General features: G+C 63.8%; 23 protein-coding genes and 2 pseudogenes. 8 read left to right on the top strand and 17 right to left on the bottom strand.

Annotation, left to right across the window (positions count from 1 at the left end):
* Nucleotides 1-618, top strand: a pseudogene (locus tag AC630_RS03355) (ATP-binding protein); the annotation flags it as partial.
* 63 nt (nt 619-681) lie between these two features.
* Here AC630_RS03355 and AC630_RS03350 read toward each other — a convergent pair.
* From AC630_RS03350 to AC630_RS03305, 9 genes are all read right to left on the bottom strand, one after another.
* Nucleotides 682-1,422, bottom strand: coding sequence for an ABC transporter ATP-binding protein (locus tag AC630_RS03350; protein WP_074117056.1), 741 nt, complete (start codon nt 1,420-1,422; stop codon nt 682-684).
* Nucleotides 1,419-2,264: an ABC transporter ATP-binding protein gene (locus AC630_RS03345; RefSeq protein WP_074117055.1), complete on the bottom strand. Its 846-nt coding sequence runs from the start codon at nt 2,262-2,264 to the stop codon at nt 1,419-1,421. Before AC630_RS03345 ends, AC630_RS03350 begins: the two co-directional genes overlap by 4 nt.
* Entirely contained in the window at nt 2,264-4,087 is a 1,824-nt protein-coding gene (locus AC630_RS03340) for an ABC transporter permease (protein ID WP_074117054.1), read from the bottom strand. The genes AC630_RS03345 and AC630_RS03340 overlap by 1 nt, the downstream gene beginning before the upstream one ends.
* A 157-nt stretch (nt 4,088-4,244) precedes the next feature.
* Complete coding sequence (locus AC630_RS03335; protein WP_074117065.1) at nt 4,245-5,402, bottom strand: ABC transporter substrate-binding protein; 1,158 nt, start codon at nt 5,400-5,402, stop codon at nt 4,245-4,247.
* Between the two features lie 61 nt (nt 5,403-5,463).
* Nucleotides 5,464-6,048: an alkylhydroperoxidase domain protein gene (locus AC630_RS03330; RefSeq protein WP_074117053.1), complete on the bottom strand. Its 585-nt coding sequence runs from the start codon at nt 6,046-6,048 to the stop codon at nt 5,464-5,466.
* 11 nt (nt 6,049-6,059) lie between these two features.
* Nucleotides 6,060-6,686, bottom strand: coding sequence for a CMD domain protein (locus AC630_RS03325; RefSeq protein ID WP_074117064.1), 627 nt, complete (start codon nt 6,684-6,686; stop codon nt 6,060-6,062).
* A gap of 37 nt (nt 6,687-6,723) precedes the next feature.
* On the bottom strand, nt 6,724-7,758 hold the full coding sequence (locus AC630_RS03320; RefSeq protein WP_074117052.1) for a putative FMN-dependent luciferase-like monooxygenase: 1,035 nt from the start codon (nt 7,756-7,758) through the stop codon (nt 6,724-6,726).
* Nucleotides 7,759-7,886: 128 nt separating this feature from the next.
* The gene (locus AC630_RS03315) at nt 7,887-8,681 is read right to left on the bottom strand and encodes a MetQ/NlpA family ABC transporter substrate-binding protein (RefSeq protein ID WP_074117051.1); all 795 of its coding nucleotides are present in this window, start codon (nt 8,679-8,681) and stop codon (nt 7,887-7,889) included.
* A gap of 246 nt (nt 8,682-8,927) precedes the next feature.
* Entirely contained in the window at nt 8,928-10,115 is a 1,188-nt protein-coding gene (locus AC630_RS03305) for a CaiB/BaiF CoA transferase family protein (RefSeq protein ID WP_074117049.1), read from the bottom strand.
* Nucleotides 10,116-10,292: 177 nt separating this feature from the next.
* Here AC630_RS03305 and AC630_RS03300 point away from each other — a divergent pair, with 177 nt between their 5' ends.
* On the top strand, nt 10,293-11,180 hold the full coding sequence (locus AC630_RS03300) for a VOC family protein (RefSeq protein ID WP_074117048.1): 888 nt from the start codon (nt 10,293-10,295) through the stop codon (nt 11,178-11,180).
* A gap of 36 nt (nt 11,181-11,216) precedes the next feature.
* Here AC630_RS03300 and AC630_RS03295 read toward each other — a convergent pair whose 3' ends face one another.
* From AC630_RS03295 to AC630_RS03285, 3 genes are all read right to left on the bottom strand, one after another.
* A complete protein-coding gene (locus AC630_RS03295; protein ID WP_074117063.1) occupies nt 11,217-11,852 on the bottom strand; it encodes a cell envelope biogenesis protein TolA in 636 nt (211 codons plus the stop codon).
* 153 nt (nt 11,853-12,005) lie between these two features.
* A complete protein-coding gene (locus AC630_RS03290) occupies nt 12,006-12,188 on the bottom strand; it encodes a hypothetical protein (RefSeq protein WP_074117047.1) in 183 nt (60 codons plus the stop codon).
* A gap of 268 nt (nt 12,189-12,456) precedes the next feature.
* Nucleotides 12,457-15,561: a DEAD/DEAH box helicase gene (locus tag AC630_RS03285; RefSeq protein ID WP_074117046.1), complete on the bottom strand. Its 3,105-nt coding sequence runs from the start codon at nt 15,559-15,561 to the stop codon at nt 12,457-12,459.
* A 389-nt stretch (nt 15,562-15,950) separates the two neighbouring features.
* Between AC630_RS03285 and AC630_RS03275 the strand changes: the two genes are divergently transcribed.
* Nucleotides 15,951-16,160: a hypothetical protein gene (locus AC630_RS03275; protein WP_074117044.1), complete on the top strand. Its 210-nt coding sequence runs from the start codon at nt 15,951-15,953 to the stop codon at nt 16,158-16,160.
* 13 nt (nt 16,161-16,173) lie between these two features.
* Here the strand turns inward: AC630_RS03275 and AC630_RS03270 are convergent, their stop codons facing one another.
* Both AC630_RS03270 and AC630_RS03265 read right to left on the bottom strand, forming a co-directional pair.
* The gene (locus AC630_RS03270) at nt 16,174-16,548 is read right to left on the bottom strand and encodes a hypothetical protein (protein WP_502691497.1); all 375 of its coding nucleotides are present in this window, start codon (nt 16,546-16,548) and stop codon (nt 16,174-16,176) included.
* 18 nt (nt 16,549-16,566) lie between these two features.
* Nucleotides 16,567-18,297 (bottom strand): PHA/PHB synthase family protein, encoded by a 1,731-nt coding sequence (locus AC630_RS03265; RefSeq protein WP_208866954.1) that lies wholly within the window; start codon nt 18,295-18,297, stop codon nt 16,567-16,569.
* A 228-nt stretch (nt 18,298-18,525) separates the two neighbouring features.
* Between AC630_RS03265 and AC630_RS03260 the strand changes: the two genes are divergently transcribed.
* The 5 genes from AC630_RS03260 to AC630_RS03240 all read left to right on the top strand — a co-directional run bounded on the left by AC630_RS03260 (nt 18,526) and on the right by AC630_RS03240 (nt 22,462).
* Nucleotides 18,526-19,011, top strand: a complete 486-nt coding sequence (locus AC630_RS03260; protein WP_074117042.1) for a CBS domain-containing protein — start codon at nt 18,526-18,528, stop codon at nt 19,009-19,011.
* A gap of 38 nt (nt 19,012-19,049) precedes the next feature.
* The gene (locus tag AC630_RS03255) at nt 19,050-20,435 is read left to right on the top strand and encodes a GntP family permease (RefSeq protein WP_074117041.1); all 1,386 of its coding nucleotides are present in this window, start codon (nt 19,050-19,052) and stop codon (nt 20,433-20,435) included.
* Between the two features lie 250 nt (nt 20,436-20,685).
* Nucleotides 20,686-21,333 carry a CoA transferase subunit A gene (locus tag AC630_RS03250; RefSeq protein ID WP_074117040.1) on the top strand — a complete coding sequence of 216 codons (648 nt, stop codon included), beginning with the start codon at nt 20,686-20,688 and terminating at the stop codon, nt 21,331-21,333.
* A 3-nt stretch (nt 21,334-21,336) separates the two neighbouring features.
* A complete protein-coding gene (locus tag AC630_RS03245) occupies nt 21,337-21,987 on the top strand; it encodes a 3-oxoacid CoA-transferase subunit B (RefSeq protein WP_074117039.1) in 651 nt (216 codons plus the stop codon).
* Between the two features lie 16 nt (nt 21,988-22,003).
* Nucleotides 22,004-22,462 (top strand): MaoC family dehydratase, encoded by a 459-nt coding sequence (locus tag AC630_RS03240; protein WP_074117038.1) that lies wholly within the window; start codon nt 22,004-22,006, stop codon nt 22,460-22,462.
* A gap of 12 nt (nt 22,463-22,474) precedes the next feature.
* Here the strand turns inward: AC630_RS03240 and fabI are convergent.
* The 3 genes and pseudogenes from fabI to AC630_RS03225 form a co-directional block, all read right to left on the bottom strand.
* Nucleotides 22,475-23,267: pseudogene (gene fabI / locus AC630_RS03235) on the bottom strand (enoyl-ACP reductase FabI).
* On the bottom strand, nt 23,264-24,475 hold the full coding sequence (locus tag AC630_RS03230; protein ID WP_074117037.1) for an acetate/propionate family kinase: 1,212 nt from the start codon (nt 24,473-24,475) through the stop codon (nt 23,264-23,266). The pseudogene fabI and the gene AC630_RS03230 overlap by 4 nt, the downstream one beginning before the upstream one ends.
* A gap of 5 nt (nt 24,476-24,480) precedes the next feature.
* Nucleotides 24,481-25,443: a phosphate acetyltransferase gene (locus AC630_RS03225; RefSeq protein WP_074117036.1), complete on the bottom strand. Its 963-nt coding sequence runs from the start codon at nt 25,441-25,443 to the stop codon at nt 24,481-24,483.
* Nucleotide 25,444 lies beyond the last annotated feature (1 nt).

The raw sequence follows: 25,444 nt of genomic DNA, 5'->3' as shown, positions 1-25,444 counted from the left end.
CCTGCTCGAGCAGCTCCGCGCGGCGAAGGCGGCTGCGCCGGAAGCGCGCCCCGAAGTGTCGAGCTGCCGGTCAGCGCCGAAGAGCTGGCGGAGCGGCGCGAACGCGTCGACCGCACCTTGCGCGCCGTGCTCGCCGAGCCCGATGCCGGCTTCCGCGCCATCGGCGTGCTCTATCAGGAGTTCGTGGTCCGCTGCCGTATCGAAGGCCTCGGCTCGGCCGTACCCGACCTCAACGAATTCCGCCGTATGCTGACGCACGCGCGGGCCGGGCTCGGCGCTGATCTCGCCGAAGACGATGCCTGGCAGGAAGTGTCGCTGCGCGCCTCCATCCTGCCCGACGACATGCAGGGCGTGTTCATGATGATCGCGCGCGCGGCGAAGGAACGCTGGCCCTGCCCGGGCGACGCCGCGATCGCCCGCGCCTATGGCTCGCACTCGCTGCGCAGGGCGCAGCGCCTGCTCGGCTACATGGAGGAGCAGGGCCTGATCGTCTGCCAGCTCGACGGCGGTGGACGCAGGATCGTGACGCTGGTGGAATTGGCCTGGGCCACGGCGCCGGGCGATCCCAATGGCGACGATCTGCCGGCGGAGCCGGCTCGGAGCGCGGCTTCCGCCTGAGATCGTCCTAGAACGTCCCGGCCACGGTCACGCGGAACGTCAGCGGCTCGACCGGGTGCAGAGCTAGGCGGCCTCGGAGCCGCCGAGATAGGCATCGCGGACGCGGGGGTCGTCCTTCAGCGCCCGCGCCGGGCCCGACAGCACGATCTTGCCGGTCTGGAGCACATAGGCTTCATGCGCGATCTCGAGCGCGAGACTGGCATTCTGCTCGACCATGAAGACCGAGACGCCCTCCTGGTTGATGGTCCTGATCAGCTCCAGCACGCGATCGACATAGAGCGGCGACAGGCCCATGGTCGGCTCGTCCATCACGATCATGCGCGGCCGGCTCATCAGCGCGCGCGCCATCGCGACCATCTGCTGCTCGCCGCCGGAGAGCGAGCCGGCGCGCTGCGACAGCCGCTGGCCGAGTTTTGGAAACAGCGTCAGCATCCGATCGAGATCCTGCGCCACCGCGTCGCGGTCGCTCCGCACGAACGCGCCCATCAGGATATTCTCCCGGACGCTCATGTCCGCGAACAGCCGCCGCGCCTCCGGCACCGAGGCGATGCCGCGGCGGACGATCTGCGGCGTGGTGAGCCCGATCAGCGAGGCGCCGTCGAACGTCACCTCGCCCGAGCGCGGCTTCACGAGGCCCAAAATGATCTTCATCGTCGTCGACTTGCCGCTGGCGTTGCCGCCGAGCAGGCAGACGATATGACCGCGACCAACCGTGATGGACAGGTCGAAATGGACCTGGGCCTGGCCGTAGAACGTATTGACGTTGGATAGCGCGAGCAACGCATCGGAAGAGGAGTTCGTCATGCCGCGCTCTCCTGCTCAGCCGTCCCCGACAGGCCGTGGCCGAGATAGGCCTCGATCACCTTGGGATCGTTGCGCACCACCTCGCCCGGCCCTTCCGCGATCTTCCTGCCCTCATCCATGACGATGACGCGATCGGAGAGGCGCATCACCATCTCTAACTTGTGCTCGATCAGGAGGATGGTCAGCCCTTCCGCCTTCAGCTCGGCGACGAGCGTCTGCATCTCCGCGGTCTCGGTCGGGTTCATGCCGGCGGTGGGCTCATCGAGCAGCAGCAGGCGCGGCTTCAGCGCGAGCGCGCGCGCGATCTCGACGCGGCGGCGGTTGGCGTAGGACAGGCTGTAGGCCGGCTGGTCGATCCGCGGCAGCAGCCGCTCCCCGAAGCGCGCGAGAATGGCCTTCACCTGTTCCCGCAATTTCTCTTCCTCAAGCTTGACGCTCGCAGGGCGTAGCAGCGCCAACCCCAGCTCCAGCAGCGGGCCGATCACCGGCACGGCCGGCTTCACCGCGCGCAGCCGCGTGTGCGCGCCGATCAGGACGTTGTCCATGACGCTGAGATTGCCGAAGACGCGGCCAAGCTGGAAGGTACGCCCGATGCCTTCGGCCGCGAGCCGCTCCGGCGAGAGGCCGGTGATGTCACCGCCTTCGAAGCTGACATGACCGGCGTCGGGCCGATCGAGCCCGGTCACGAGGTTGAACAGCGTCGTCTTGCCGGCGCCGTTCGGGCCGATGATGCTGATCAGCTCACCCCTGGCGAGGTCGAGGTCGATGGCATCGACCGCGGTGAGGCCGCCGAAGCGGCGTGTCAACCCGCGCAGGGACAGCATGGGAGCGTGCTCCGCCATCACATCGTCCCCAACAGGCCCTGCGGCCTGAACCGCACGAGCAGCAGGAGCACGATGCCGTAGATCAGGATGCGGTACTCAGCCGCGATCCGGAACAGCTCGGGCAGGCCGACCAGCGCGACCGATCCGACGATGGCCCCGACGACATTGCCGAGGCCGCCGAGGATCACGACGGTCAACGCCAGGATGGATTGCTGCGTGTTGAATGTTTCGTGATTGATGTAGGAATAGAGATGCGCGGCGATGCCGCCGCTGACGCCAGCGGCGAACCCGCCGAAGATGAAGGCCAGCGATTTGTAGCGATTCAGGCTGAGGCCGTAGGCGCGCGCGGCGATGTCGTCGTCGCGAATGGCGCGGAAGCTGCGGCCTAGATGCGAGCCGAGCAAGCGCCCCTGCAGCAGCGCCAGCACGATCATCACCGCAAAACTGAACCAGTAGATCGACGTTGGGCTGATCAACTCGTAGCCGAACAGCGACAGCGGCGGGATGCCGGAGATGCCGATCGGACCGCGCGTGACGCTCTCCCAATTCAGGATCACCAGCGACACGATCTCGCCGATGGCGAGCGTGGCGATCGACACGTAGTGCCCGCGCAGGCGGAACGACGGCGAGATCAGCGCCGTGCCGAGCGCCGCGCTCATCAGGCCCCCGCCGATGACGGCAAGGCCGACGGGGACGGAGAAATTCAGCGACAGCAGCGCCGACGTGTAGGCGCCGATCGCCAGCAGCGCGGCGTGTCCGAGCGAGACCTGGCCGATCGTGCCCGCAACCAGTGTCAGGCTCAGCGCAAGCATGCCGAGCAGCCAGGCGTTGATGAAAGTCTGGAGCACGTAAAACGACACCGGAAACAGCGGCAGGATCGCGAAGATGCCGGTGGCGGCCAGCAAGGCCCAGCGTGGAATGCGAACCGGGCGGCTCGGCGCGATGAAGGTGCCGGTGAGCGGCTCGGGCGGCGCCTGCCGCGCGCTGGCGAACAGACCATTGGGCCGCAGCACGAGGACAACGACCAGCAGCAGGAATGCGAAGAGATTGCGGTAGCTGGTGCCGAACACGGCGACGCCGTAGCTCTCCACCAATCCGAGCAACAGGCTGCCGACCACGGCGCCAGGCACATTGCCGGCGCCACCGACCACTTCGGCGACGACGCCCTTGAGCGTCGCCTGAAGGCTCATCGCGGTGTCGATCTGGTTGTAGTACATGCCGACCAGCATGCCGGAGACGCCACCGAGCGCAGCGGCGATGCCGAACACGGCCTGATTGACGCGATTGACATCGACGCCCATCTGCATCGCTGCGTCACGGTCTTGCGCCGTGGCACGTACCGCCCAGCCGAGCTTGCTATAGCGCAGGAACACGAACAGCAGCAGCGCGCTGGTGATGCCGACGCCGGCGATCAGCAGATCAAGCGGCCCGATCGTGCCGCCACCGACCTGGAAGCGAACGTCGGGCAGCTGGCTCGGCAGCGCCCGCGGGTTGGGCGAGAACGTCAGCATCACGAGCTGATCGAGCACGAAGCTGATGCCGATCGTCGCGAGCAGCGGCGCAATGCGCACCGAATTCTGCAGCGGACGCAGGCCGAAGCGTTCGATGATCAATCCGACCACCGCAGCGGAAGCCGCCACCACGATGATCGTGAGCGGCAGCGGCGTGTGCAGCTGCACCACCGCGACCCAGCCGATATAGGCGCCGACGAGATAGATCGAGCCCTGGGCGAAGTTGATCAATCGGCTGACGCCGAAGATCAGCGCAAGCCCGACCGCAACGAGAGCGTAGACGTTACCGACGATCAGCCCGTTGATCGTGTAGTCGAGCCAGGAAGACACGCGGGTAGCCCCCGAGTAGAGAGAAAAGCGGCCGGAGCGACTAAAGCGCGATAAGATCGGAAGAGTTCGTCATCGCGCTTTAGCTTGTTTTTGCACATGATCTTTCCGGAAAACCGCTTCGCACTTTTCCGGATCATGCTTTGGTCCGACCATCATGTCAGGTCGGCTTGCCGTCCCAGAGCGCGAATTGCCCCTTGCGCACGACGAGCTCGGCATTCATGGCGCCCTTGACGCGGCGGGTCGCGACGTCGAACGTCGCGGTGCCGAAGATGACGCTCGGGACGTCCTTCACTTTCGTGAAGGCGTCGCGAATGGCGCGCCGATCCGCGCCACCGATCTTCACCACGGCGGCCGCCATGTTCATCGCGTCATAGGCGTAGGCGTTGAACGCGTCGGGCTCCAACCCGTTGTACTTCTTCCTGAAGCCCGCGATGAATTTCTGCACCTCGGGCCGCGGGTCTTCCGGGAAGTAGCGCGTGCCGACGTGCACGTCCTCGACAGCCTCGCCGCCGAGCTCCAGAAACTTTGGCGAATAGACCGAGCTCGCGGCGCAGATCACCTGCTTCAGCCCGACCTGGCGAGCCTGACGCGCGATCAGCGCACCGTCGGAATAATAGGAGATCAGGATCAGCCCATCCGGATTGGCGTCGCGGACGCGCACCAGTGTCGACCGGAAATCCCGCTCCTCCGCGATGTATCCCTCGGTGACCACGATCTCCGCGCCATACTCCTTGGCAGCCTTGGTGAAGTAGTCGCGGCTGGTGCGGCCCCAATCGGTGTTGAGGTGCAAGACCGCAAGCTTCTTGAGGCCGAGGCGCTTCACGGCATACGACGCCAGCAGCGGCTGCTCGTCGGCCTGACTGACCGAGGTGCTCCACATGAAGTCGCCGCCCTTGGTGAAATCGGGATGCGAGTTGGTGAAACCGAACTGCACCAGGCCTCCGCGCTGATAGATCGGCGAGGCCGCCATCGATGCGGGGCTCGAGAAGTCGCCGAGCTCCATGACGATGCGGGGATCGGACACGAATTTCTGGGCAATCGCCACCGACTGGCGCGGATCGCTCTGGCTGTCCTCGAAACTGTAGGCAAGCTTGCGGCCGTTGATGCCACCGGCGCCGAGGATCTCGTCGAGCGCTAGATCAAAGCCCTGCTTCCACTGCGTGCCATATTGCGCGTTCGGACCCGTGAGGGGACCGCTGACGCCGAGCAGGATCGGTTCGGAGGATTGCGCGAAGGCGGCACGCGAAAAGGCCGCTCCCGCCATCATGGCGGCAAGCGAGCCCTTGACCAGGCTACGGCGATCGATGTTGCTCATGCACGGCTCCATCCACTCTGGTGTTACAAACAAGCGGTAATTCTTGTGACAGTGAAGCTGCCTACTTCGAGGGCTCGCCGAGCGACAGCATCAGCCGGTTCGCCCAGTTGAAGAACGACGCACCATTGATGACGTCGACGATCTCCGCATCGTCGAGGCCGGCGCGGCGCAGCTCCTCGATATTGTCCGGACCGAAAGCGATCGGCGTCGCAGCCAGTGCGACGGACGCCTTGACGACGGCGTTCCAGCGCTCGCCGAGATCGGCCCCGACGCCTTCGTCGAGCAGGCGCTGCACGTCGTCGCGGCGCCTGGAATAGGTGCTGGCAAAGCGCGCATGCACGGACGCGCAATAGATGCAGCCGTTGTAGCGCGAGGTCGCTGCGGCTGCGAGCTCGCGCTCGGCGCGCGGCAGGCCATCGGCGGTGTTGTAGAAGATGTCCTTGTCGGTCTTGGTACGGGCTTCCAGAACCTCGGGATCCCGCACCAGCAGGCGGAAATATTCCGACTTGGCGCGGGCGCGATCGACGAGGCCGGAAAAATGTCGTTCGGTCAGCTCAGCCTCGGGCAGCGGATCAATCCACGACACCCAGCCGAGTTCGTCCTGAGTGAACACGACGGGCGGATTGACTTTGTTTTCAGCGCTCATGATGCAGCCTCCTACGCGCCAGAAGCGGCGTTCGCGGTGCGCCCAAGCGAAGCGCCGAGCACGCGCAGTCCAGTGACGACCCGCACCTGGAACGACAGGAACGCGACGAGTTGAGAGAAGGTGACGATGCCGGTATCCGACCAGCCGGCTGCGAGCAGCGCCTTCATGTCGGAAGACGCGGCATCGCGGGGCCGGAACTCCAGAAGGTGCGTATGTTCCAGTGCCGCGACGAGCCGCGCACCGAGGGCAGGCCTGCGCTCCGTGCTCACCCGGTAGATTAGCCCGGCCTTGTTCTCGACCGACAGCGGGCCGGCCGGAAAATCGCCGTACGGGCCCGACGTCTTGCCGCGCTCGATCTCGGCCTTGATCGCTTCGACCAAAGCCGCCCCATCCGCATTCGCGGCAAGCTTCTCGCGGTAGAACGCGGCGACGGGGGACTCGCCGTGAAGGCCGGTCACGAAGGCCGCGACCGCGGCGCGTTCGGCAAGCGAGAAATCGCTGGCGTCAATCGGCTCGAACAGCGAGAGATAGCTTTTCTGCGCATTCTCGCGCGCCTGCAGTCGGCGCGCGCGAATGGTGTCCAGGGCCGAGCCCGGTTCGATCCCGGCGAGCGTGTCGATGATATCTTTCGTTCCCATCATTCAGCCTCGTGCAACGCGATCACATTCATTTCGGCTAGCCCGCCAGGGCGACATCTGCCGCCGTCCTCGTCCAGCCCAGCGCCGGCGCGACCTTGTCCGCGACGAGCTCGATCGAACGCAGGATGTAGGGGTGTGGCGGATCGACCGAATGCGCCTGGAAGACGAGATCAGTCACCCGCTCCAGCGTGGCGTCGGCGCGGAGCGAGGCGATGACGTCGTCGGCTGCGCCGACATGCGTGTCGAACGCCGTGATCATCTCCTCCAGCGTCTCGCCCGGCTTGGCGTGGCCACCCTTGGGGAACTGCGGGAGCGCGCGCCGCAGTCCGACATCCGCAAGGCGCATCGCCTCGGCCCGGTCGTCGGCGACGAAGACGCTGCGCGACGCCATGATGCGGGGCTCGCGACCCGGCGGCAGCGCTTCCAGATAGGCGTCGATGATCGGATTCTGGATCTCGGCGAGCGTTGCGTGCGGTGCCTCCTTGGCTCGCGGCTGCGTGCGCGACAGCAAGAGACCATCGCCCGCCTTGCCAGCGCGTGCGCCGCCAGCCACCGAGAAGGTCGCCTGCCAGATCCGGTCGTCCAGTTGTGGCCGCTGCGGATAGAGCGTGTCGCCGCCATCAAGTGGCTTGCCGGTCAGCGCGGCGCGGACGACGTCCAGGTTGCGAGCGAAAATCTCGTTGCGCTGGGCGCTGTCGAGGCCGAAAGCGGCAAAGGCCGACGGGTTGCCCCCGGTGCCGACGCCGAGCTCGAAGCGGCCGTTGCAAAGCAGATCAAGCACCGCGGCGTCCTCCGCCACCCTCACCGCGTTCTCCAGCGGCAAGGTCACGATGCCGGTGCCGAGGCGGATGCGCGAGGTCTGCGCTGCGACGTAACCGAGGAAGGTGAAGGGCGAAGGCAGGCCGCCCTCGCGCTCGTGAAAATGATGCTGCGCGATCCACGCGGAATCGAGGCCGGCCTTCTCGGCACGCACGATCTGCTCGGCCGCAAAGCGGTATCGCTCGGCGGGCGGCGCCTCGTCGAGAAGCCGCGTGAAGAACCCCAGTCGTTTCAGGTTTGCAAAGCGTTTCATACGACCCCTGCCGGGCGAGAATTGCCACGCCCCAATGATGTCGGTTGCCGCAGCTCCAGACAAGCGGGCATTGCGCAAGGCTGCCCGCCGGGATCGCCCCCGCGCCGGAGCCTTGCTGGGCAGACTGCCTACCAGCTCGGCAGCACCGCGCCCTTGAACTTGGTCAAGATGAACTCCTTGATCTCGGGCGTGTGGTAGCTGTCCACGAGGGTCTTGACCCAGGGCTTGTCCTTGTCGGCGGTGCGAATGGCGATCAGGTTGACGTAGGGTCCCTTTGGATCCTCGCGCAGGATCGGATCCTTGACGGGATCGAGGCCCGCCTGGGTTGCATAGTTGGTGTTGATCGCAGCTGCGTCGACATCATCGAGCGCGCGCGGCGCTTGCGCCGCATCGACCTCGACGAATTTCAGCTTCTTGGGGTTCTCGGTGATGTCGAGCACCGTCGGCTTGAAGCCGACACCGTCCTTCAGCTTGATCACGCCCTTGTCGCGCAGGAGCAGCAGCACACGGCCGCCATTGGTCGGATCGTTCGGGATCGAGACCTTGCCGCCCTCGGGGATATCGGCGAAGGCCTTGTGCTTCTTCGAATAGACGCCGATCGGGAAGTTCACGGTCAGCGCGATGGACTCGATCTTGTAGCCGCGATCGGCCTTCTGGTTGTCGAGATAGGGCTGGTTCTGGAAGGAATTGGCCTGGATCTCGCCCGCATCAAGCGCTGCGTTCGGCACGACATAGTCGGAAAACTCGATAAGCTGGATATCGAGGCCCTGCTTCGCAGCGATCGGCTTCACGGCCTCGAAGATCTGAGCATGCGGTCCAGGCGTAACGCCGATCTTGATGGTCTCGGCCGCAGCCGCAGCTGACCATGCGGCGAGAACGCTCGAGAGGATCAGCGCGGAACGAAACGACATCTTCGGCTCCATAACTCAACGACAATGATTGGAACCGTATTCGCTTCTCCGCCGGGCGAAATCAATGAAATGGAAATCCATATTCGCGGCCCGCGGCGGACGCACGTTCTCCATTCGGCACCAAACGGGAAACGAATTCACGGCGGCGACGACGCCTTCCGCAAGCGTGAGGCGCATCACGGCAAATCGCCGCCCGGGATGCGAGGTTGGCGGCACGACCAGCCAGGACCGTGGTCGCGAGCCCGCCATGCCCGCGCGCTAAACGATGCCGCTTTGCCGAAGCGCCCCAATCGCAGCCGCGTCGTATCCAAGTTCGGCCAGGACACGATCGGTATGCTCGCCGAGCGTCGGCGGGCGGCTCGCGATTTCGCCCGGCGTTTGCGACAGCCGCACGGCAGCTCGCGCCACCGGCGCAGGTTTCGGTAGGCCCGGATAATCGACGTCCTGCATGAAGCCGGCGGCGCGAATATGCGGATGGTCCAGCGCCTGTTGCGGTGAGAGGACGGGCCCGGTCGGAATCATCGCCTTGCCCAGCGTATCGACGGCCTCCTGCGTGGTGCGCTCTGCGCACCAGCGCGCCATCCGCTCGCTGATGATGGGGCCGTTGTTGCCGCGGCTGATGTCGTCGGCAAAACGCCGATCGTTCAGCCACTGCTCCTCCTCGCCCATCAGCTTCGCCCAGCGAATGAACAGCGGATGACCCGTGACCTGGCACAGCACCCAGCCGTCCTTGGTCCGGTAGATGTCGGCCGGCGCAGCGGTCTGACCAAGATTGCCGGTCGGAACGCGATTGACTGATATGACGGCCTGCTCGATCAGCGTTGCGTTGGTGAAAGACAGCGCGGTTGCCAGCAACGCGCCCTCGACGATCTGCCCGCGCCCGGATTTACCGCGCTCGATCAGCGCGGCGAGCGTCCCGAACGCGCAGTGCAGCGCGGTTCCGAAATCGACCCAGTTCACCGCGGCCCGGTAAGGCGGATCGCCGGCGCCGGTCATGTACACCGAGCCCGACATGACCTGTCCGACACCGTCGAAACCGACGCGGTCGGACCATGGCCCCGGCCCGCCGAACGCAGTTGCCGTCGTCAGGATGATGTCGGGCTTGATCGCCTTCAATGATTCATAATCGAGCTTCATCGCGCGCAGGGTCTGCGGCGGCAGATTGGCGACGACCACGTCCGCGGTCGCAATCAGCCGGCGCATCACCTCCTGCCCCTCCGGCTTCATCGGATCGAGCGTGATGCACTTCTTGTTTCGGTTGATCTGCAGAAACAGCGCGCCTTCGCCGCCTTCACCGACCGGCGCCACGAACCGATCCTCGCTGCCGTCGCGCTTCTCCACGCGAATGACCTCGGCGCCGAATTCGGCCAGCAACGTCGCGCAATACGGCCCCGCGATATAGCGACCGAAATCGAGGACACGTACGCCCTCCAGAACTCCTCCCATCAATCCCTTCCCTTGCCTTTTTTGCCTTGTGTTTTCGTCAGATTACAGGGACTGGCCGCCACGGCAAGGCGGCAGCGGAGATCATGCCCGGTCTGCAGATTTGATCGTCTGGCAGTTTCGGCCGGCGGAAATTCTGCTCTAGTATGACCCGTCTGCCCCATAGCCAGAGCACACACCATGCCGCAGCAATTCGATCGATCCGCTGAAGATCTCGGGAATGCGATCCATTTCGAGCACGTCAACATCCAGGTCCCGGATCAGCGCCTGGCGACGTTGTTCTACGTCGCGGGACTTGGGCTGACCCGCGATCCGTATCTGATGGTGTCCGACACCAACATGTGGATCAATGCCGGACGGAGCCAGTTTCATTTGCCGAGCGGCAAGCCGCAGGTGCTGCGCGGTCATGTCGGGCTGGTCATCGAGGGCCGCAACGCCCTGCTGCAGCGGCTCGCGTCGATCGCCAAAAAGCTCGAGGGCACGGCGTTCGCGTTCACCGAGCACAATGATCATGTCGAGGCGACCTGCCCGTGGGGCAACCGGCTGCGCTGCTATGAACCCGACGCGGCGCGCTTCGGGCGCGTTGCGCTCGGAATCCCCTATGTCGAGTTTGACGTACCGGCGGGATCCGCGCAGAGCATTTGCGCCTTCTATCCCGAGATCATGGGCATGCCCGCCGAGCTCTGGAACGGCGACGGCCAGGTTGCGGCGGTGAAGACCGGCCGCAACCAGCACCTGCTGTTTCGCGAGACCGATCAGCCGCAGCCGCACTATGACGGACACCATGTGCAGATGTACATCACCGACTTCTCAGGTCCTTACCGCAAGCTCCTGGCGCGCGACCTGATCTCCCGCGAGGACAATCAATACCAGTACCGGTTCTGCGATATCATCGATCTCGACAGCGGCAGGCATCTGTTCACGGTCGAGCACGAGGTGCGCAGCGCCACTCATCCGATGTTCATGCGCCCGATGGTCAATCGCAATCCGGCGCTGACCAACCGCAATTACGCATTCGGCCACGATCAATCGCACTGGGCGATGGGGCCGGATCAATACGAGGGATAGGGAATCGGAAGGACTGTGCTTCGCCAGAAAGACGGGTCATCGCAATTGTTCGCGGGCCCGGCGCAAGGCAGCCGTCAGCTTTTCCTTTTGCCTGAACCAGCGCGCCTCTTCAGCTTGCGCCCGCTCCTCGACCGCGGCCCGCTCGGCCTCGAGTGCGGCGGCCCTGGCCTCGTGCTCCCGTTCCGCATTTTCAAACGCGGCTTGCGCCTTCGCGATCAGCTTTTGTCGCTGCTCTCGCTTCCGCGCTAGGGCGGCCTCTTCCTGCCGGATTTGCGCCTCGCGCCGCGCCTGCTCCCTCTCGAAGCTCGCCGCGGCTTTTCGAGCGGCCTCCTTGTCGCGGCTCGCGGCAGACGCCCGATCCTCGGGCTCCGGCTTGGGCTTCGCTTGTCCTGCCTTTGGCCGGCGCCCGATCTTGTCGGCGGCCGTCTCCGACGGAAGACCGGAATGCTCGGCAAAGCGGCCGTTCGAGCCGGCCGGGCGCTTCAGGACCACCCCCGGCTTCGCCAACGTCGCGGCGACCACCTCGGGATCGTCGGTCTCCTCGGCGATCCCCTGGTGAAACAGATTGCTTCCGGCGCCCCATGCCTCGAGTGCCGCCTTCATCGATGGCGCGGCAATCGCGAGATCGTAGAAGCCCAGCGAGGTCCGGAATGTCTTCAGCTTTCGCGGCATCCCGCCTGCATAGCAGCGGCCCCCCTCGTCCGCCATCCCGCTCTAGCGGCCTCACACCACGAGGACGATTCACTTATCGGCTTGTTGGATCACTTATCGGCTTGTTGGACGAGGCACGCTAAATGATGCTTCATGGCCGCCCCCTGTCTGGCATCAGCCACTTGCGCAGCAGTCGACCAGCAGGTCCCAGATCCGCTGTGCCTCGCCTCTCTCGTGGGCTTCCGGCATCTTCTCCGCGCTTGACTGACCATATCCCGCGATCGTGCGCGTCTCACGAGGAACGATCCACTGCTCCGAGATCGGGTCGTACCATTTTCCGATGTTCATCTCAGTCACGTCGATCGGCTCACAGGTTTGACTTAAGGGTCGAGCAATGCGCTCCCTGCGGCCTTCATCCGAACACACTCGGCGGCGCGTCGCTCAATTTACCAATCAGCAGCGCGCGCGATCGTTCCCGCCTGCTGCGTCAGCCAGGCCGCGCCGGAGTTCATCCGGCCCTCCTGATCTGTGCACGGGAATGGAACAGCCGCGCTCCTGCAGCGTTCCAGTGCCATCATTGTGAAGAGGACACGTCTTTTTTGGATTTGAGCAGACCGGAGAATCCTCACTCGTCCAGCAGATCCAGGAACTCCTCGACCCGGTCGAACGGGTCCACGTCGCCACGGCCGGCATGGACGACGCGATCGCCATAGCGCTGCAGCGATCGCGCCCTGGATTTCCGCAGCCGTCCCGGGAGGAATGTCGCCGCGACGGCCTCCGGCCCGACATCGAGCCTGACGATGCCGCGCTGCTTGCAGTCGATCCTCAGTCTGGCGGCGGCAAAGAAATCGCGCGCCTCCGGTGGCAGCCTGCCGAAACGACGCGAAGTCTCCTCCTCCAGGTCTTCCAGATCCTCTTCGTTCCGACACCTGGCGGCGCGGCCATAGATCTCGAGCCGAACCGCTTCCGATTGCACGTAACTTTCAGGCAGCATGTCGGCTACAGGCAGATTCAGATCAGGCACCCACAGGACGGCGCCTGCGTCGTTCGTTCGCTCTGAGGCCAGCTTCAGGAGGTGACTGTAGAGCACCGGGCCGAACACCTGCACATGCCCGGACTGGCGCTCCGCGAACAGGTCGCCGGCGCCTCTGAGGTCCAGGTCGCGCTCGCTAATGGCAAAGCCGGCGCCCGGCTTGCTGAACTCCTCGAGAACGGCCAAGCGCTTCTCGGATTGCTCCGAAGCCGACTCCGTCAGCAGAGATGCAAAGGCGCGCGTACCACCGCGTCCCACCCGCCCTCTGAGCTGATGGAGCTGCGCAAGACCGAACTTTTCGGGCCAGCACACGACGATGGTGTTCGCGCGCGGGATATCGAGACCGCTCTCCACGATATTGGTCGCCAGAAGCACATCTGCATCGCCGTCGACGAAGCTCATCATCCGGTCGTCGATCTCGTCGACAGGCAATCTGCCGTGAAGACAGACGATGCGAAGATCGGGAGCTACCGCCTGCACACGCGCCAGCATCGGCTCCAGATCCTGGATCCGCGGACAGATCAGGAAGCTTTGTCCATGCCGTCTCTTCTCGCGGAGCAGTGCCGCAGCAATGGCAGCATCTGAAAGCGGGGCGATCCTGGTTACGATTGGAAGCCGGTGAACGGGCGGAGTTGCAATGACGCTGAGATCCCTGAAGCCCGCGAGACCCGCAGCGAGCGTGCGCGGTATCGGCGTGGCGCTCATCCAAAGGGTATGCGCACCTTTTCCCAGCCCTGAAAGCTTCGCCTTCTCTGCCGCGCCGAAATGCTGTTCTTCGTCGATGATGACAAGGCCAAGGTCGGCGAACTTCACGTCCTTTGCAGCGAGAGCCTGCGTGCCGACCACGACTTTCGTTCGCCCGCTGCGCAGCCCCTCTTTCGTCTCCCTCGCCTCCGGGCCCGAGGTGGCCCGCGACAGGCTTCCCACTTCGATATCGAGGGGCCCAAACCGCTTGCGGAAGGTTTCGACATGCTGTCGCGCCAGCACCGTTGTCGGTGCCGCGATCGCCACCTGCTTCCCCGACAGCGCCACCGCGGCCGCCGCGCGCAGCGCCACCTCGGTTTTTCCAAATCCGACGTCGCCGCATACGACCCTGTCCATGGGGTGACCTGCGGCGAGATCATCAAGCACGTCCTGGATGGCCTTCGCCTGGTCCACCGTCGTAAAATACGGAAACCGCACGACAAACCTCTCGTAGGCTGCTCCCGGCGCGACCAGTTTGGGCGCCCGCCGGCGGTGCCGCTGGCTGATGTGTTTGGCCAGCGCCTTGGCGGCAACCTGGATTTCCGCTTCCGCCTCGGTCCGCCGCGCCCACCACGTGCTTCCGTCCGCTTTGTCTCGCGCCAGCTTGCCGGGCTCCGCCGCATAGGGCCAGATCAGAGCAAGATCGGCCGGCGGTACGAGAACGGCGTTGTCTCCCGCGAACGCAAGCCTGACCATCTCGCGCCGCGATCCCTTCCCCATATCGAAGGTCTGCAAGCCGTCGAGCACGGCGAGCCCTCGTTGCAAATGAACCACCGCCGCGCCGCGCTCCGGTACGTCAGGATGATCGAAAGCAGCCGTCCACGCCCTCGCCATGGGCTGCGGATGATGAGCTCTGCTGCCGAGCACGTCGGACGCCGTCACGACGACGAGAGGCTTGCGGCCGGATCCGATGAAGCCGGCGTCGAAGTCGGCCAGGAGCGCCGTTTCGCGATCCCGTCCCTTAGTCGCCTCGCTCCAATCGGCACAGCGCTCCGCCTTGACGCCGCTCATCCGCTCCATCGCGCGGAGGTCATCCTCGACGGCCGCGGTGAACAGCAGCCGCGACCCCGCGCGTTGCATATCGGCGATGAAGGCGCGGAGTATCTTTCTTGGCGAAGCCGCCTTCGAGAAATCCGGCGTCGGGGTGAAAGCTGATTTTTGGGGCAGAACGCTGATGCGCTTCTTCAGTCGCTTCCAGTCCGCCCGCCCCAGATACTCACGTTCCACATCCCTGCGGCCGGCCGCCTCCTCGATCGTGCCCAGCCAGCTATCGGCGTGGCCCAGCACCCCGGTATCCACGATCCACCGCGCGCGACCGCAATAATCCGGCAGCGTCGCCCGCTGTCCACGCTTGCCTCCCAGCGCGATCCGCTCCGACATGGGGTCGATGACCAGTTCCTTCGTCTCGAAGACGACCTCGTGCTCGACCGGATCGACGGCGACGATTCTGCGCAAGGCACCGCCCGAATGCTCAATTCTGAAAGGGCAAAGCGCACCGGCGGGAAACACTTCGAACGTCTTCCCGTGGAACAGGACGCCTCCCGGATATTCCGCCTCTTCGTCGAGATCGTAGCCGAGGGCTTCCAGACGGCTCTCCAGCTCCTGCTCGGAATAGGCCGCGCCCACCTTCAGGCTGAGGCTGGTCCGTGACCAGCTCGCCGGCAGCGGCAGCCGCTCCATGATGGCCTCCGCGGTCGACACCAGGAAGACGGGCTCCTTCGCCCTGGCGAGGCGCCGCAACACCGAGCTCCGCCGGCCGGTGATCTCCCGGGAAGGCTCGAGGCCGTCGAATGGCAGCGTATTCAGCCGCGGAAACACCAGCACGTCGACCGAGGGATCGAGCGCGTGAATCACCCCGCCCAGCCGCTCTGCCCTGTTCTCGTCGCCGCACAGGAAGACGAGGCCGTCGCGGCCCGCCTTCCTCCACTGTTCGAGCAGGTGGAGAGCCAGCATGCCGAGAGGCGAGGAGGAGGATATCGCGGAACGCGATGAACTCTTGCTTTTTGAGCTCTTGCTCTTTGTCTTTTTCGCGCTCGTCGCGGCGCGGGTTTTCCTGGCGGGCCCCAATTTATATCCATCATTGTTTCGTAGGCAGAGTCGAGCGACGACGAGCCCTCCATCGAGCTCCGTCGGTAACGCGCGTCGGCGCCAAGCGCTCGACGACGTCATTACAATTTTGCAATTGCATTGAAAAGCAGTGACTTCGATATCATCTCTACACGAGGCAGGAGCGTTGAAACCTGTCCCTCAACTTCCACCCGGCGGCCGCGCTCAGGAAAGGCGAGCTGGGTCCTCTTGATTTCGCGATCCGGCCTGCCTCACCGGCCTCAGAGGCAACGAAGATGGCTGTCCGTACATACAATCACGAACGCTGGTCGGAGGACGACGACAAGCTCCTGCGCGCCATGTCCGAGAGTGGAAAGAGCCTCACCCTGATGATCGTGAAGCTGAAGCGCCCCATTGCGTCGATTAGATCGCGCGCGATCGAGCTGGGGATTCAGCTTCCGGGCACCCGCATCGGCCTGAGACGCAAGCCCAGGCAGCCCGCCTGAAGCTAATCGAGGGTTATTGCAGGACCTTCGGCAGCACCACGACCACGTCGACGTTCTGTCTGAGGATTTGCGTCGCGACCATGGCGAGGTGATGCGAGAACTGGTCTTCGATCTCGGACGCGCAGTCTTCATCCCTGGCAATAGCAAACAGCAGGTTGCCGTCGACTTCATCGAATCGGATGCCGGCGAACAGGCGATCGAACGTCTCGGCGCCCGCGATGAACGCGATTCGCGCCTGGATTGCCTGGTCTTCGACGAGTGACAGCTTCATCATGCCCAATGAGATATGGGCGGGCCGTTCCAATGCAAGAGCCGTACTATGCTGGCGCGGCGTGCCTGGCAAACTATATTGATGGTATCTTCCCGCCTGACTGCCGTCCGCATTCAAGCGGGATCGGTCCTGACTTCAGTTGGATTTTTGCTTCACGTAACGGCCAGGCGCGTCTTCGATGGCCTGGTACCTTTCGTTGCCGGGGCGCACTGGCGCCGCAACAGTGCCGCTGGAATATCGCTTCATCCAGGCGTCCCAATCGGGCCACCAGCTTCCCGGCCTTTCTTCCGCCGCTTGCAGCCAGCCCATTGCATCGCCGCTCAGGTCGTCGTGGGTCCAATAGCTGCGCTTCTTGCGCGCCGGAGGATTGATCACCCCCGCAACATGACCGCTCGCGGCCAGCACGAAGCGGGGATCCGCCCCGATCAGCCCCTTCGAGAGGTAGGCGCTCTGCCACGGCACGATGTGGTCCTCGCGCGAGGCCAGCAGATAGAGTGGCACCTTGGCCTTGGAGAGGTCGATGCTGACGCCACATTGCGTGGTTGCACCTGGCTCCTTGAGCTTATTCTCGAGATAGGTATTGCGCGCGTACCAGCAGTACATCGGTCCGGGCAGGCTGACGCCATCGGAATCCCAATAAAGCAGGTCGAACGCCTCCGGCGGGACGCCTTTCATGTAGCTGTCCACGACGTAGCGCCAGATCAGATCGTTGGCTCGCAGGGTGCCGAACGTGAAGGCCAGTTCCTTGCCGGGGAGAATGCCGCCGTTTCCGATCGTCGCCTCGCGCAGCGCCACGGCAGGTTGATCGATCAAAAGTCCGATCTCACCCGTATCGGCGAAGTCGACCATCGTGGTCAGCAGGGTCATGGTCGTGAGCTTGTCTTCGCCGCGCGCCGCCAGCACGCCTGCAACACAGCTCAGGATGGTGCCGCCGACACAGAAGCCCAGCGCGTGAATCTTGTCGACATTGGCGATGTCGCGCACGACATCGATGGCTTTCAAGGGCCCCAGCGTCAGGTAATCGTCCCAGGTCAGATACTGTGTCTCGGCAACGGCGCTGCGCCAGGAAATCAGGATGACCTGGTGACCCTGGGCGACCGCATATTCGACAAACGAGTTCCCCGCGCCGAGATCCAGCAGATAGTATTTGTTGATGCAGGGCGGGACGATCAACAGCGGGGTTTTCTCGACCTCGCCCGTCTGCGGCGTATATTGAATGAGCTGGATCAACTCGTTCTCGAAGATCACTGTCCCGGGCGTAACCGCCAGGTTGCGGCCAACCTCGAACGCGGTTTCATCCACGCGCGTGATGCGTCCTTTCTGGAGATCCTCGATCAGGTTCCGCATCCCGGACGCGAGGCTCGCGGACCGGGTTCGGATGGCGGTGCGGATGACATCGGGATTCGTAGCAGGAAAGTTCGACGGGCTCATCGCGTCGATGAATTGTCTGGCGTAGAAGCGAAGCTGAAGCCGTGATCGGTCATCGACTTGCGCCTGATCCACGAAGTCCGCCAATTGCCTCGAACTCGACAAATAGGACTTCCGGAGCAGGTCGTAGTACGGCGAGTGGCTCCAGGCGTCGTCCTTGAAGCGACGGTCACCCCGCGATGCTCCCGCCGCTCCATTCCCATCCGCAGCCGGCTTGTCGTTGAAGAAGCCGCGCCAAAACTCCAGGACCGGCGACCAGTAGTGGTCCTGAAGGCCGGCCACACTGAATGGCCATCTCGGCCCGCCCTCCGAAGGCTTGCCCTCGATGCCCATGGCGGCGGCAAGCGCCTCGTCGAACTGCTTGGCTGCCTGCTCGCCAACTCGCATCAGGCTTTCAAGATAGGCGGAGGAACTGCCTTGAAGGGACGGGTTATCCATTTGCACCTCCCCGAAACGACGTCGCGAGCCGCCTCATCTTACTTCCGGCCGCACAAGCGGCCAGCATGTTTTTCACGGCCGGCTGCTCAGGCTTTGCTGCAGCGCACGAAGCCTGGCCACCCATCGACTTGACATAGATCAACAGCGGACCGCCTTCGGCTTCACAAGCTGCAACCGGATCATCAGCGACCTTTAGACCCAGTTTCGTGATCGCGAAGGTTACGCTTCATGGATCATCCGCTCAGACGCCCTGATGAAATTCTTGCCTATCGGCCGCTAAGGCAGATCCTCGCCGCCAGGCCGAACGAGCTGTGGACGATCGGTCCGAAGGACAATGTGCTCACCGCCATGCACCTCATGGCAGACAAGAACATCGGCTTCCTGGTCGTCATGGAGAACGAGGCGATCGTCGGGGTTATCTCCGAACGCGATTGCGTGCGGCGCCTCGTGCTGGCCGGAAAGGCTCCGGAAGCCACGCCGGTTGCGGCCATCATGGTGCAAGACGTCGTCACGGCCGATATTGGCAGCGCGTTAGCCGATTGTCTGAAGCTGATGCAGACGCACCACATTCGACACCTGCCCGTGATGCAAAACGGCACCACCATCGGCGTTCTTTCAATTCGCGACCTCCTGAGCGAGGCCGTGGCCCATCACGCCAAGGTCATCAGCGAGCTGGAACGAGAGCGATTGACGATGCTCATGTCGACCATCTGAGCAGCTCCGGTGGTCGGATAGTTTGGGGGAATTTTGCCGTGAATCTCTTGATCGTTTTGGCCGCCCTCGTCTTTCTCATGTTCGTTGCCTACCGCGGCTACAGCGTGATCCTGTTCGCTCCCGTCGCCGCCATGGGCGCCGTCCTGCTGACCGACCCCTCACTGGTCCCGCCCCTGTTTTCCAGCGTCTTCATGGAGAAGATGGTCGGCTTCATCAAAAACTACTTTCCGGTGTTCATGCTGGGCGCCGTCTTTGGCAAGGTCATAGAGCTGTCCGGCTTTTCCAAGTCGATCGTGTCCGCGGTGATCGGGGTGCTCGGCCGGGAGCGGGCCGTCCTGTCCATCGTCGTCGTGTGCGCGATCCTGACCTATGGCGGCGTATCGCTGTTCGTCGTGGTTTTCGCCGTCTATCCGTTCGCCGCCGAGATGTTCCGCCAGGGTGACATCCCGAAGCGCCTCATCCCCTGCACGATCGCGCTTGGCGCTTTCAGCTTCACGATGGACGCCCTGCCCGGAACACCGCAGATTCAAAACATCATTCCATCGACGTTCTTCAACACGACAACGTGGGCGGCACCGATACTCGGACTTGTCGGCAGCATTTTCGTCTTTGCCGTCGGCTTTGGCTACATCGAGAACCGTCGCCTTGCGGCGCAGAGGCGTGGCGAGGGCTACGGCACCGAGCTGGTGAACGAACCGGAGCCGTTTGAAGAGAAGGAATTGCCGAACCCCTGGATCGCCATCTCGCCGCTGGTCGTGGTTGGCGTCATGAACTTCGTGCTGACGCAGGTGGTACCCAGGGCCTATGGCGCCAAGCATGAGGTCACGCTCGGTGACCATCCGATTATGACCCAGGTCGGTCCGCTGGCCGCCATATGGGCCGTCGAGGGCGCGCTGCTCCTGGGCATTCTGACCGTATTCGTGTTTGCCTGGCGCCCCGTTCTTGCAAGGTTCGCGGATGGCAGCAAGGCGGCAGTCGCCGGCGCGCTGCTTGCGTCACTCAATACCGCGTCCGAGTACGGCTTCGGCGGCGTGATCGCGCTGCTGCCGGGCTTTGCGATGGTGTCCGCCGCACTCAGGGCGATCCCCAATCCCCTCGTCAACGAGGCCGTCACCGTGACGGTGCTTGCCGGGATCACCGGCTCGGCGTCAGGCGGCATGAGCATTGCCCTTGCCGCAATGTCCGACGAATTCATCGCCGCGGCCAAGGCGGCGAATATTCCGCTCGAGGTCTTTCACCGCATCGCCGCCATGGCGAGCGGCGGCATGGATACCCTGCCGCACAATGGTGCCGTCATTACCCTGCTCGCTGTTACGGGATTGACCCACAGGCAGGCCTACAAGGACGTCTTCGTGATCACGCTGACGAAAACGGCGGCCGTGTTCGTGGCCATCGCGTTCTACTACCTGACCGGGCTCTATTGAGGAGACGGGTCATCACGACTATGGGTAAGCGCCCTTCGGTCAAGTCAGCGACGCTTGCCTAAGGGCTGCAGTGGCAGTTTTGGTCAACCGCGCGACGTTGATCTAGATCAATCATGCGGGATCATACTGGCATCAGGTATCAACCGGCAGGCCAACCCTCGATGCCATCGATGTCCGGCATGATGCGCATTCGATGCGGCTTGCGGTCCTCGACCCAAGTCGATCAGACAAGTCGATCGGAGTTGCAGACATGAAGCCCGTTTCCGCAGAGGACGCCGTTGCGCTGATTCCCGACGGAGCCACTATCATGGTTGGCGGCTTCATGGGCGTCGGCACACCGGAGCGGCTGCTGGACGAACTCGTGCGGCAGAAGAAGTCGGGTCTTTCGTTGATCAGCAACGATGCGGCTACACCAGGCAAGGGCGTCGGCAAACTGTTCGAGGGCGCTCAAGTGTCCCGCATGATCGGAACCCATATCGGGCTGAACCCCAAGGCGCAGCAGCAGATGCTCGGCAACCAGATCAGCGTCGATCTGATCCCACAGGGGACGTTCGTCGAGCGTATCCGTGCCGGCGGCTGCGGCCTCGGCGGTATACTGACTCCGACCGGCGTGGGAACACTCGTCGAGGAAGGCAAGCGGAAGATCGAGGTCGACGGCAAGCCCTATCTGCTCGAGACCCCGCTGCGCGCCGATTTCGCGCTGGTGCACGCCTTCCTTGCCGACTACGTCGGCAATCTCTCCTACGCACTGACTGCACGGAACTTCAATCCGCTGATGGCCATGGCGGCCGACACCGTCATCGTCACCGCCGAACATATCGTTCCGATTGGCGTGATCGCACCCGATCATGTGGTTACGCCAGGACCTCTGGTCGATTACCTCGTCTCGAACGGGTGAGCCATGGATGCCCAAGCCATTATCGCCCGCCGCGTGGCGCAAGAGCTTCGACCGGGCAATCTCGTCAATCTCGGCATTGGTATCCCGACGCTGGTCGCGAACTACGTTCCCAAGGAAATGAGCGTGTTCTTCCAGTCCGAGAACGGGCTGATCGGCACCGGACCGATCCCCGAGCAAGGGATGTCGCATCCATTGCTGACCGATGCCGGCGGCAGGCCCATCAGCGCGCTGCCGGGCGCGGCGACTTTCGATAGCGCGATGTCCTTCGGCCTGATCCGGGGCGGTCACGTCGATGTCACCGTGCTCGGCGGCTTGCAGGTCGATGCCGACGGTCACCTCGCCAACTGGATGATCCCGGGCAAGATGGTGCCGGGCATGGGCGGCGCGATGGACCTCGTGACCGGCGCCAAGCGGGTGATCATCGCCATGCAGCACGCAGCGAAGGGCAAATCCAAGATCGTCGCCAAGTGCAATCTGCCTTTGACCTCGTCGCGATCGGTCGACCTTGTCGTGACGGACATGGCGGTCATCGCGTTCCCCGGCGGGAAGGCGACGCTGCTGGAGACTGCCCCCGGTGTGGGCGTTGCGGAGGTCCTGGCCGTCACGGAGGCGGAGCTCACCGTGCCGGACAACGTACCCCAAATGAAGCTCTGACGAAGCGGACAGGGCCATGCGGATATTCAACGGATTCGATGAACTCAAGGCCGCGGTCTGCACCGAAGTTGGCATCAGCGACTGGATCGAAATCACCCAGGAACGGATCAACAAGTTCGCGGATGCGACTTGCGACGAGCAATGGATCCACGTGGATCAGGAGCGCGCCCTTGCCGAAATGCCCGGCGGCAAGACCATTGCGCACGGCCTCCTGTCGCTCAGTCTGGCGCCCATGTTCATTCGGGAGGTCATGGGACTGAGTGGACTCAAGAACACCTTGAACTACGGCGCCGACCGCATTCGCTATCTCGCTCCGGTCCCTTCCGGGTCACGGCTTCGCGGCCGGGTCAGCATCGCCGAGGCGGAAGAAGTTCCGCCCAATGGTCTGCGGGTGAGCTACCGTCTGGTGATCGAGATCGAGGGTGGCCAGCGACCGGCCTGCGTCGCCGAGCTGATCGCACTCCATTATCGCTGAACCATCGCTATTTCAGTCGATGATGTGATAGCCACCGTCGATATAGAGCACCTCGCCCGTGATGAGCTTGGCTGCATCGAGAGCGAGGAACGCGGTTGCCTTGCCGACGTCGTCGATACTGACAAGCCTTCGTGACGGCGCGTGTTCCTGCGCCTTGTCCATGAGCTCGTCGAACTCCGGGATGCCCGATGCCGCGCGTGTCGCGAGCGGTCCGGGCGAGATCGCGTGAACACGAATGCCTTTCGGTCCGAGCTCCGCTGCGATGTACCGCACCGCGGCCTCGAGCGCGGCTTTGGCAACGCCCATGACGTTGTAGTTCTTCACCACGCGCTGACTGCCATAATAGGACATGGTGAACATGGTCCCGCCGTCCTTCATCAGCGGCTCGGCCAGATGCGCCATCCGCATGAATGACCAGCATGATACGTCCATCGTCTTCTGGAAGCCCTCGCGATCGACATCGACCACGCGGCCGTGCAGCGCCTCCTTGGGCGAAAAGGCGATGGAGTGAAGCAGGAAGTCGAGGCGGCCCCATTCCTTCTTGATCGTCTCGAACGTCTGCTCCATTTGTCCGTCGACCATCACATCGAGCGGCATGAAGAGCGGTGCCTCAAGCATCTCCGCCAGGGGCTGGACGTGTTTCTTCGCCTTGTCGTTCAGATAGGTGACCGCAAGATCCGCTCCGAGGGCGCGGAACGCCTTTGCACACCCCCCAGGCTATCGACTGGTCGTTCGCGATGCCGACGATCAGCCCCTTGCGCCCCTTGAGCGCGACCTTGGTCTCGGGAAACTCCGGAATGCTCATGACGCGCTCTCTCGTTTCTGGCCAGGTTGATGCTTCCAGATCAGCGCCACGGTGTGCTGCGCGATCATAAGCTCTTCATCGGTCGGCACGACATAAACGGGAACGCGGCTGCCGGCTGACGAAATCCTGCTCGCGTGCCTGCCGTTCTCGACCGGATCAAGAGCGATACCGAGCCAGGCAAGCCTTTCGGCGATGCGTGCGCGGATGGAGGACGAATTTTCACCGATGCCGGCCGTAAACACGAAGGCGTCGAGCCCCTGTAGCGCGGCCGTCAGCATCCCTGCATTGAGTCCGACCCGGTACGTGAAATAGTCGATGGCAAATGCGGCATTCGGGTCCGCGCTGGCCTCCAGCTCCCGCATGTCGTTGCTGACGCCAGACAAGCCTTTCAGGCCGCACTCGCGGTAGAGAAAGTCCTGGACGTTCGTGGCCGACATGCCTCTTTCGGCAATCAGGTAGAGCACCACGCCGGGATCAAGCTGACCCGGACGCGTGCCCATGACGAGCCCGTCCAGCGCCGTAAAGCCCATCGTGCTTTCGACGCTCTTGCCGGCCTTTATCGCACACATCGAGGCGCCGTTTCCGAGATGAGCCACGATGACGCGGCCATTCGCAATCTCCGGCGCGACCCCCGGAAGGGCATTTGCGATGTACTCATAGGAAAGCCCGTGAAATCCGTAGCGTCGTACGCCTTCTTCGTGGAGCCGTCGCGGAATCGCGTAGTAATCCGCCAGTGCACCGTGCGCGCGATGGAAGGCCGTGTCGAAACAGGCGACCTGCGGCAGGTTAGGTAGATTTGTCATAAGCGAGCGGATCGGCGCCAGATTGTGCGGCTGATGCAGGGGCGCCAGCGAGGCATAGCGTTCAAGACGGGCCACGACGCCATGGTCGAGCACCACCGGTCGATCGTAATCCGGACCTCCGTGAACCACGCGGTGGCCAACGGCCAGCGGCGTAATCCGCTGTTCGTCCCTCAACCAATCGCCGGCCATCTGCAATGCCGCGGGAACATCCCGGACGCTCTCGACCGGAAAGTCGCGATCGACAAGTTTCTCGCCCTTCACGTTCGCGGCACGCAATCTCGGGCGGCTGCCAATCCCATCGACCTGTCCCTTGATCTGCCGCTCCGGCCGGCCGCCACCGTCGAACGCGAAGATCTGGAACTTCACGCTCGAGGAACCCGCGTTGACGACCAGGATCGTATCCATCGCGGTTACGCCACGGCTGCTGCCCGGCGCCGGCGGGCGTGGGCATAGAGCGTTGCGACGGCGCACGATGCCATGCGTGCGCGCAGCGAGTCCGAACGCGAGGTCAACACGATGGGGACCCGGGCTCCGAGCACGATGCCGGCACCATCCGCCTTGGCGAAATAAGCCAAATTCTTGGCGAGCATGTTGCCTGCCTCGAGGTCCGGCACGACGAGTATTTGAGCGCGGCCTGCGACTTCCGATTTGATTCCCTTGATCCTGGCAGCGTCCATGTCCACCGCATTGTCGAATGCGAGCGGACCATCGAGCAGTCCGCCGATGATCTGCCCGCGATCCGCCATCTTGCAAAGCGCGGCCGCTTCGATCGTCGACGGGATCTTGGCCGTCACGGTTTCGACTGCCGACAGGATCGCCACGCGCGGCAGGGAGCCGAAGCCGGCCTGCACGAACAGGTCGATCGCGTTCTGGATGATGTCGCGCTTGCAGTCGAGGTCCGGGAAAATATTGATCGCGGCGTCGGTGACGAAGATCGTATCCCCATAGGTTGGGACGTCCATGATGAAGACGTGACTGATGCGGCGTTCGGTACGCAGCCCCGTCTTCGCAGTCACGCTCCGCATCAATTCGTCGGTGTGAAGGCTGCCCTTCATCAGGAGTTCGGCTTTGGCTTCGTGGATCATCTCCACGGCCTTGCCCGCGGCCGCCTCGCTGTGCGGCGCATCGACTATCTCAAAGCGGCTGATGTCGATGCCGTGCTTGGACGCGGCATCCTTGATCTTCGCGGTCGGTCCAACCAGGATTGGCTTGATGAGGCCGGCGTCAGTCGCCTCGACGACGCCGCGAAGCGAACTCTCGTCGCAGGGATGTACCACCAGCGTCGTTGCGGGCGGAATCGTCTTGGCCATGGCGATCAAGCGATCATATTTGCTCGGACGACCTTCATCCGCGTGAACCGGCTGCACGCTCATC

It is taken from the genome of Bradyrhizobium sp. AS23.2 (assembly GCF_001908185.1).
Lineage (GTDB): Bacteria > Pseudomonadota > Alphaproteobacteria > Rhizobiales > Xanthobacteraceae > Bradyrhizobium.
The sequence above is the reverse complement of the archived record's forward strand: the minus strand, read 5'-3'. Positions and strand labels throughout refer to the sequence as shown.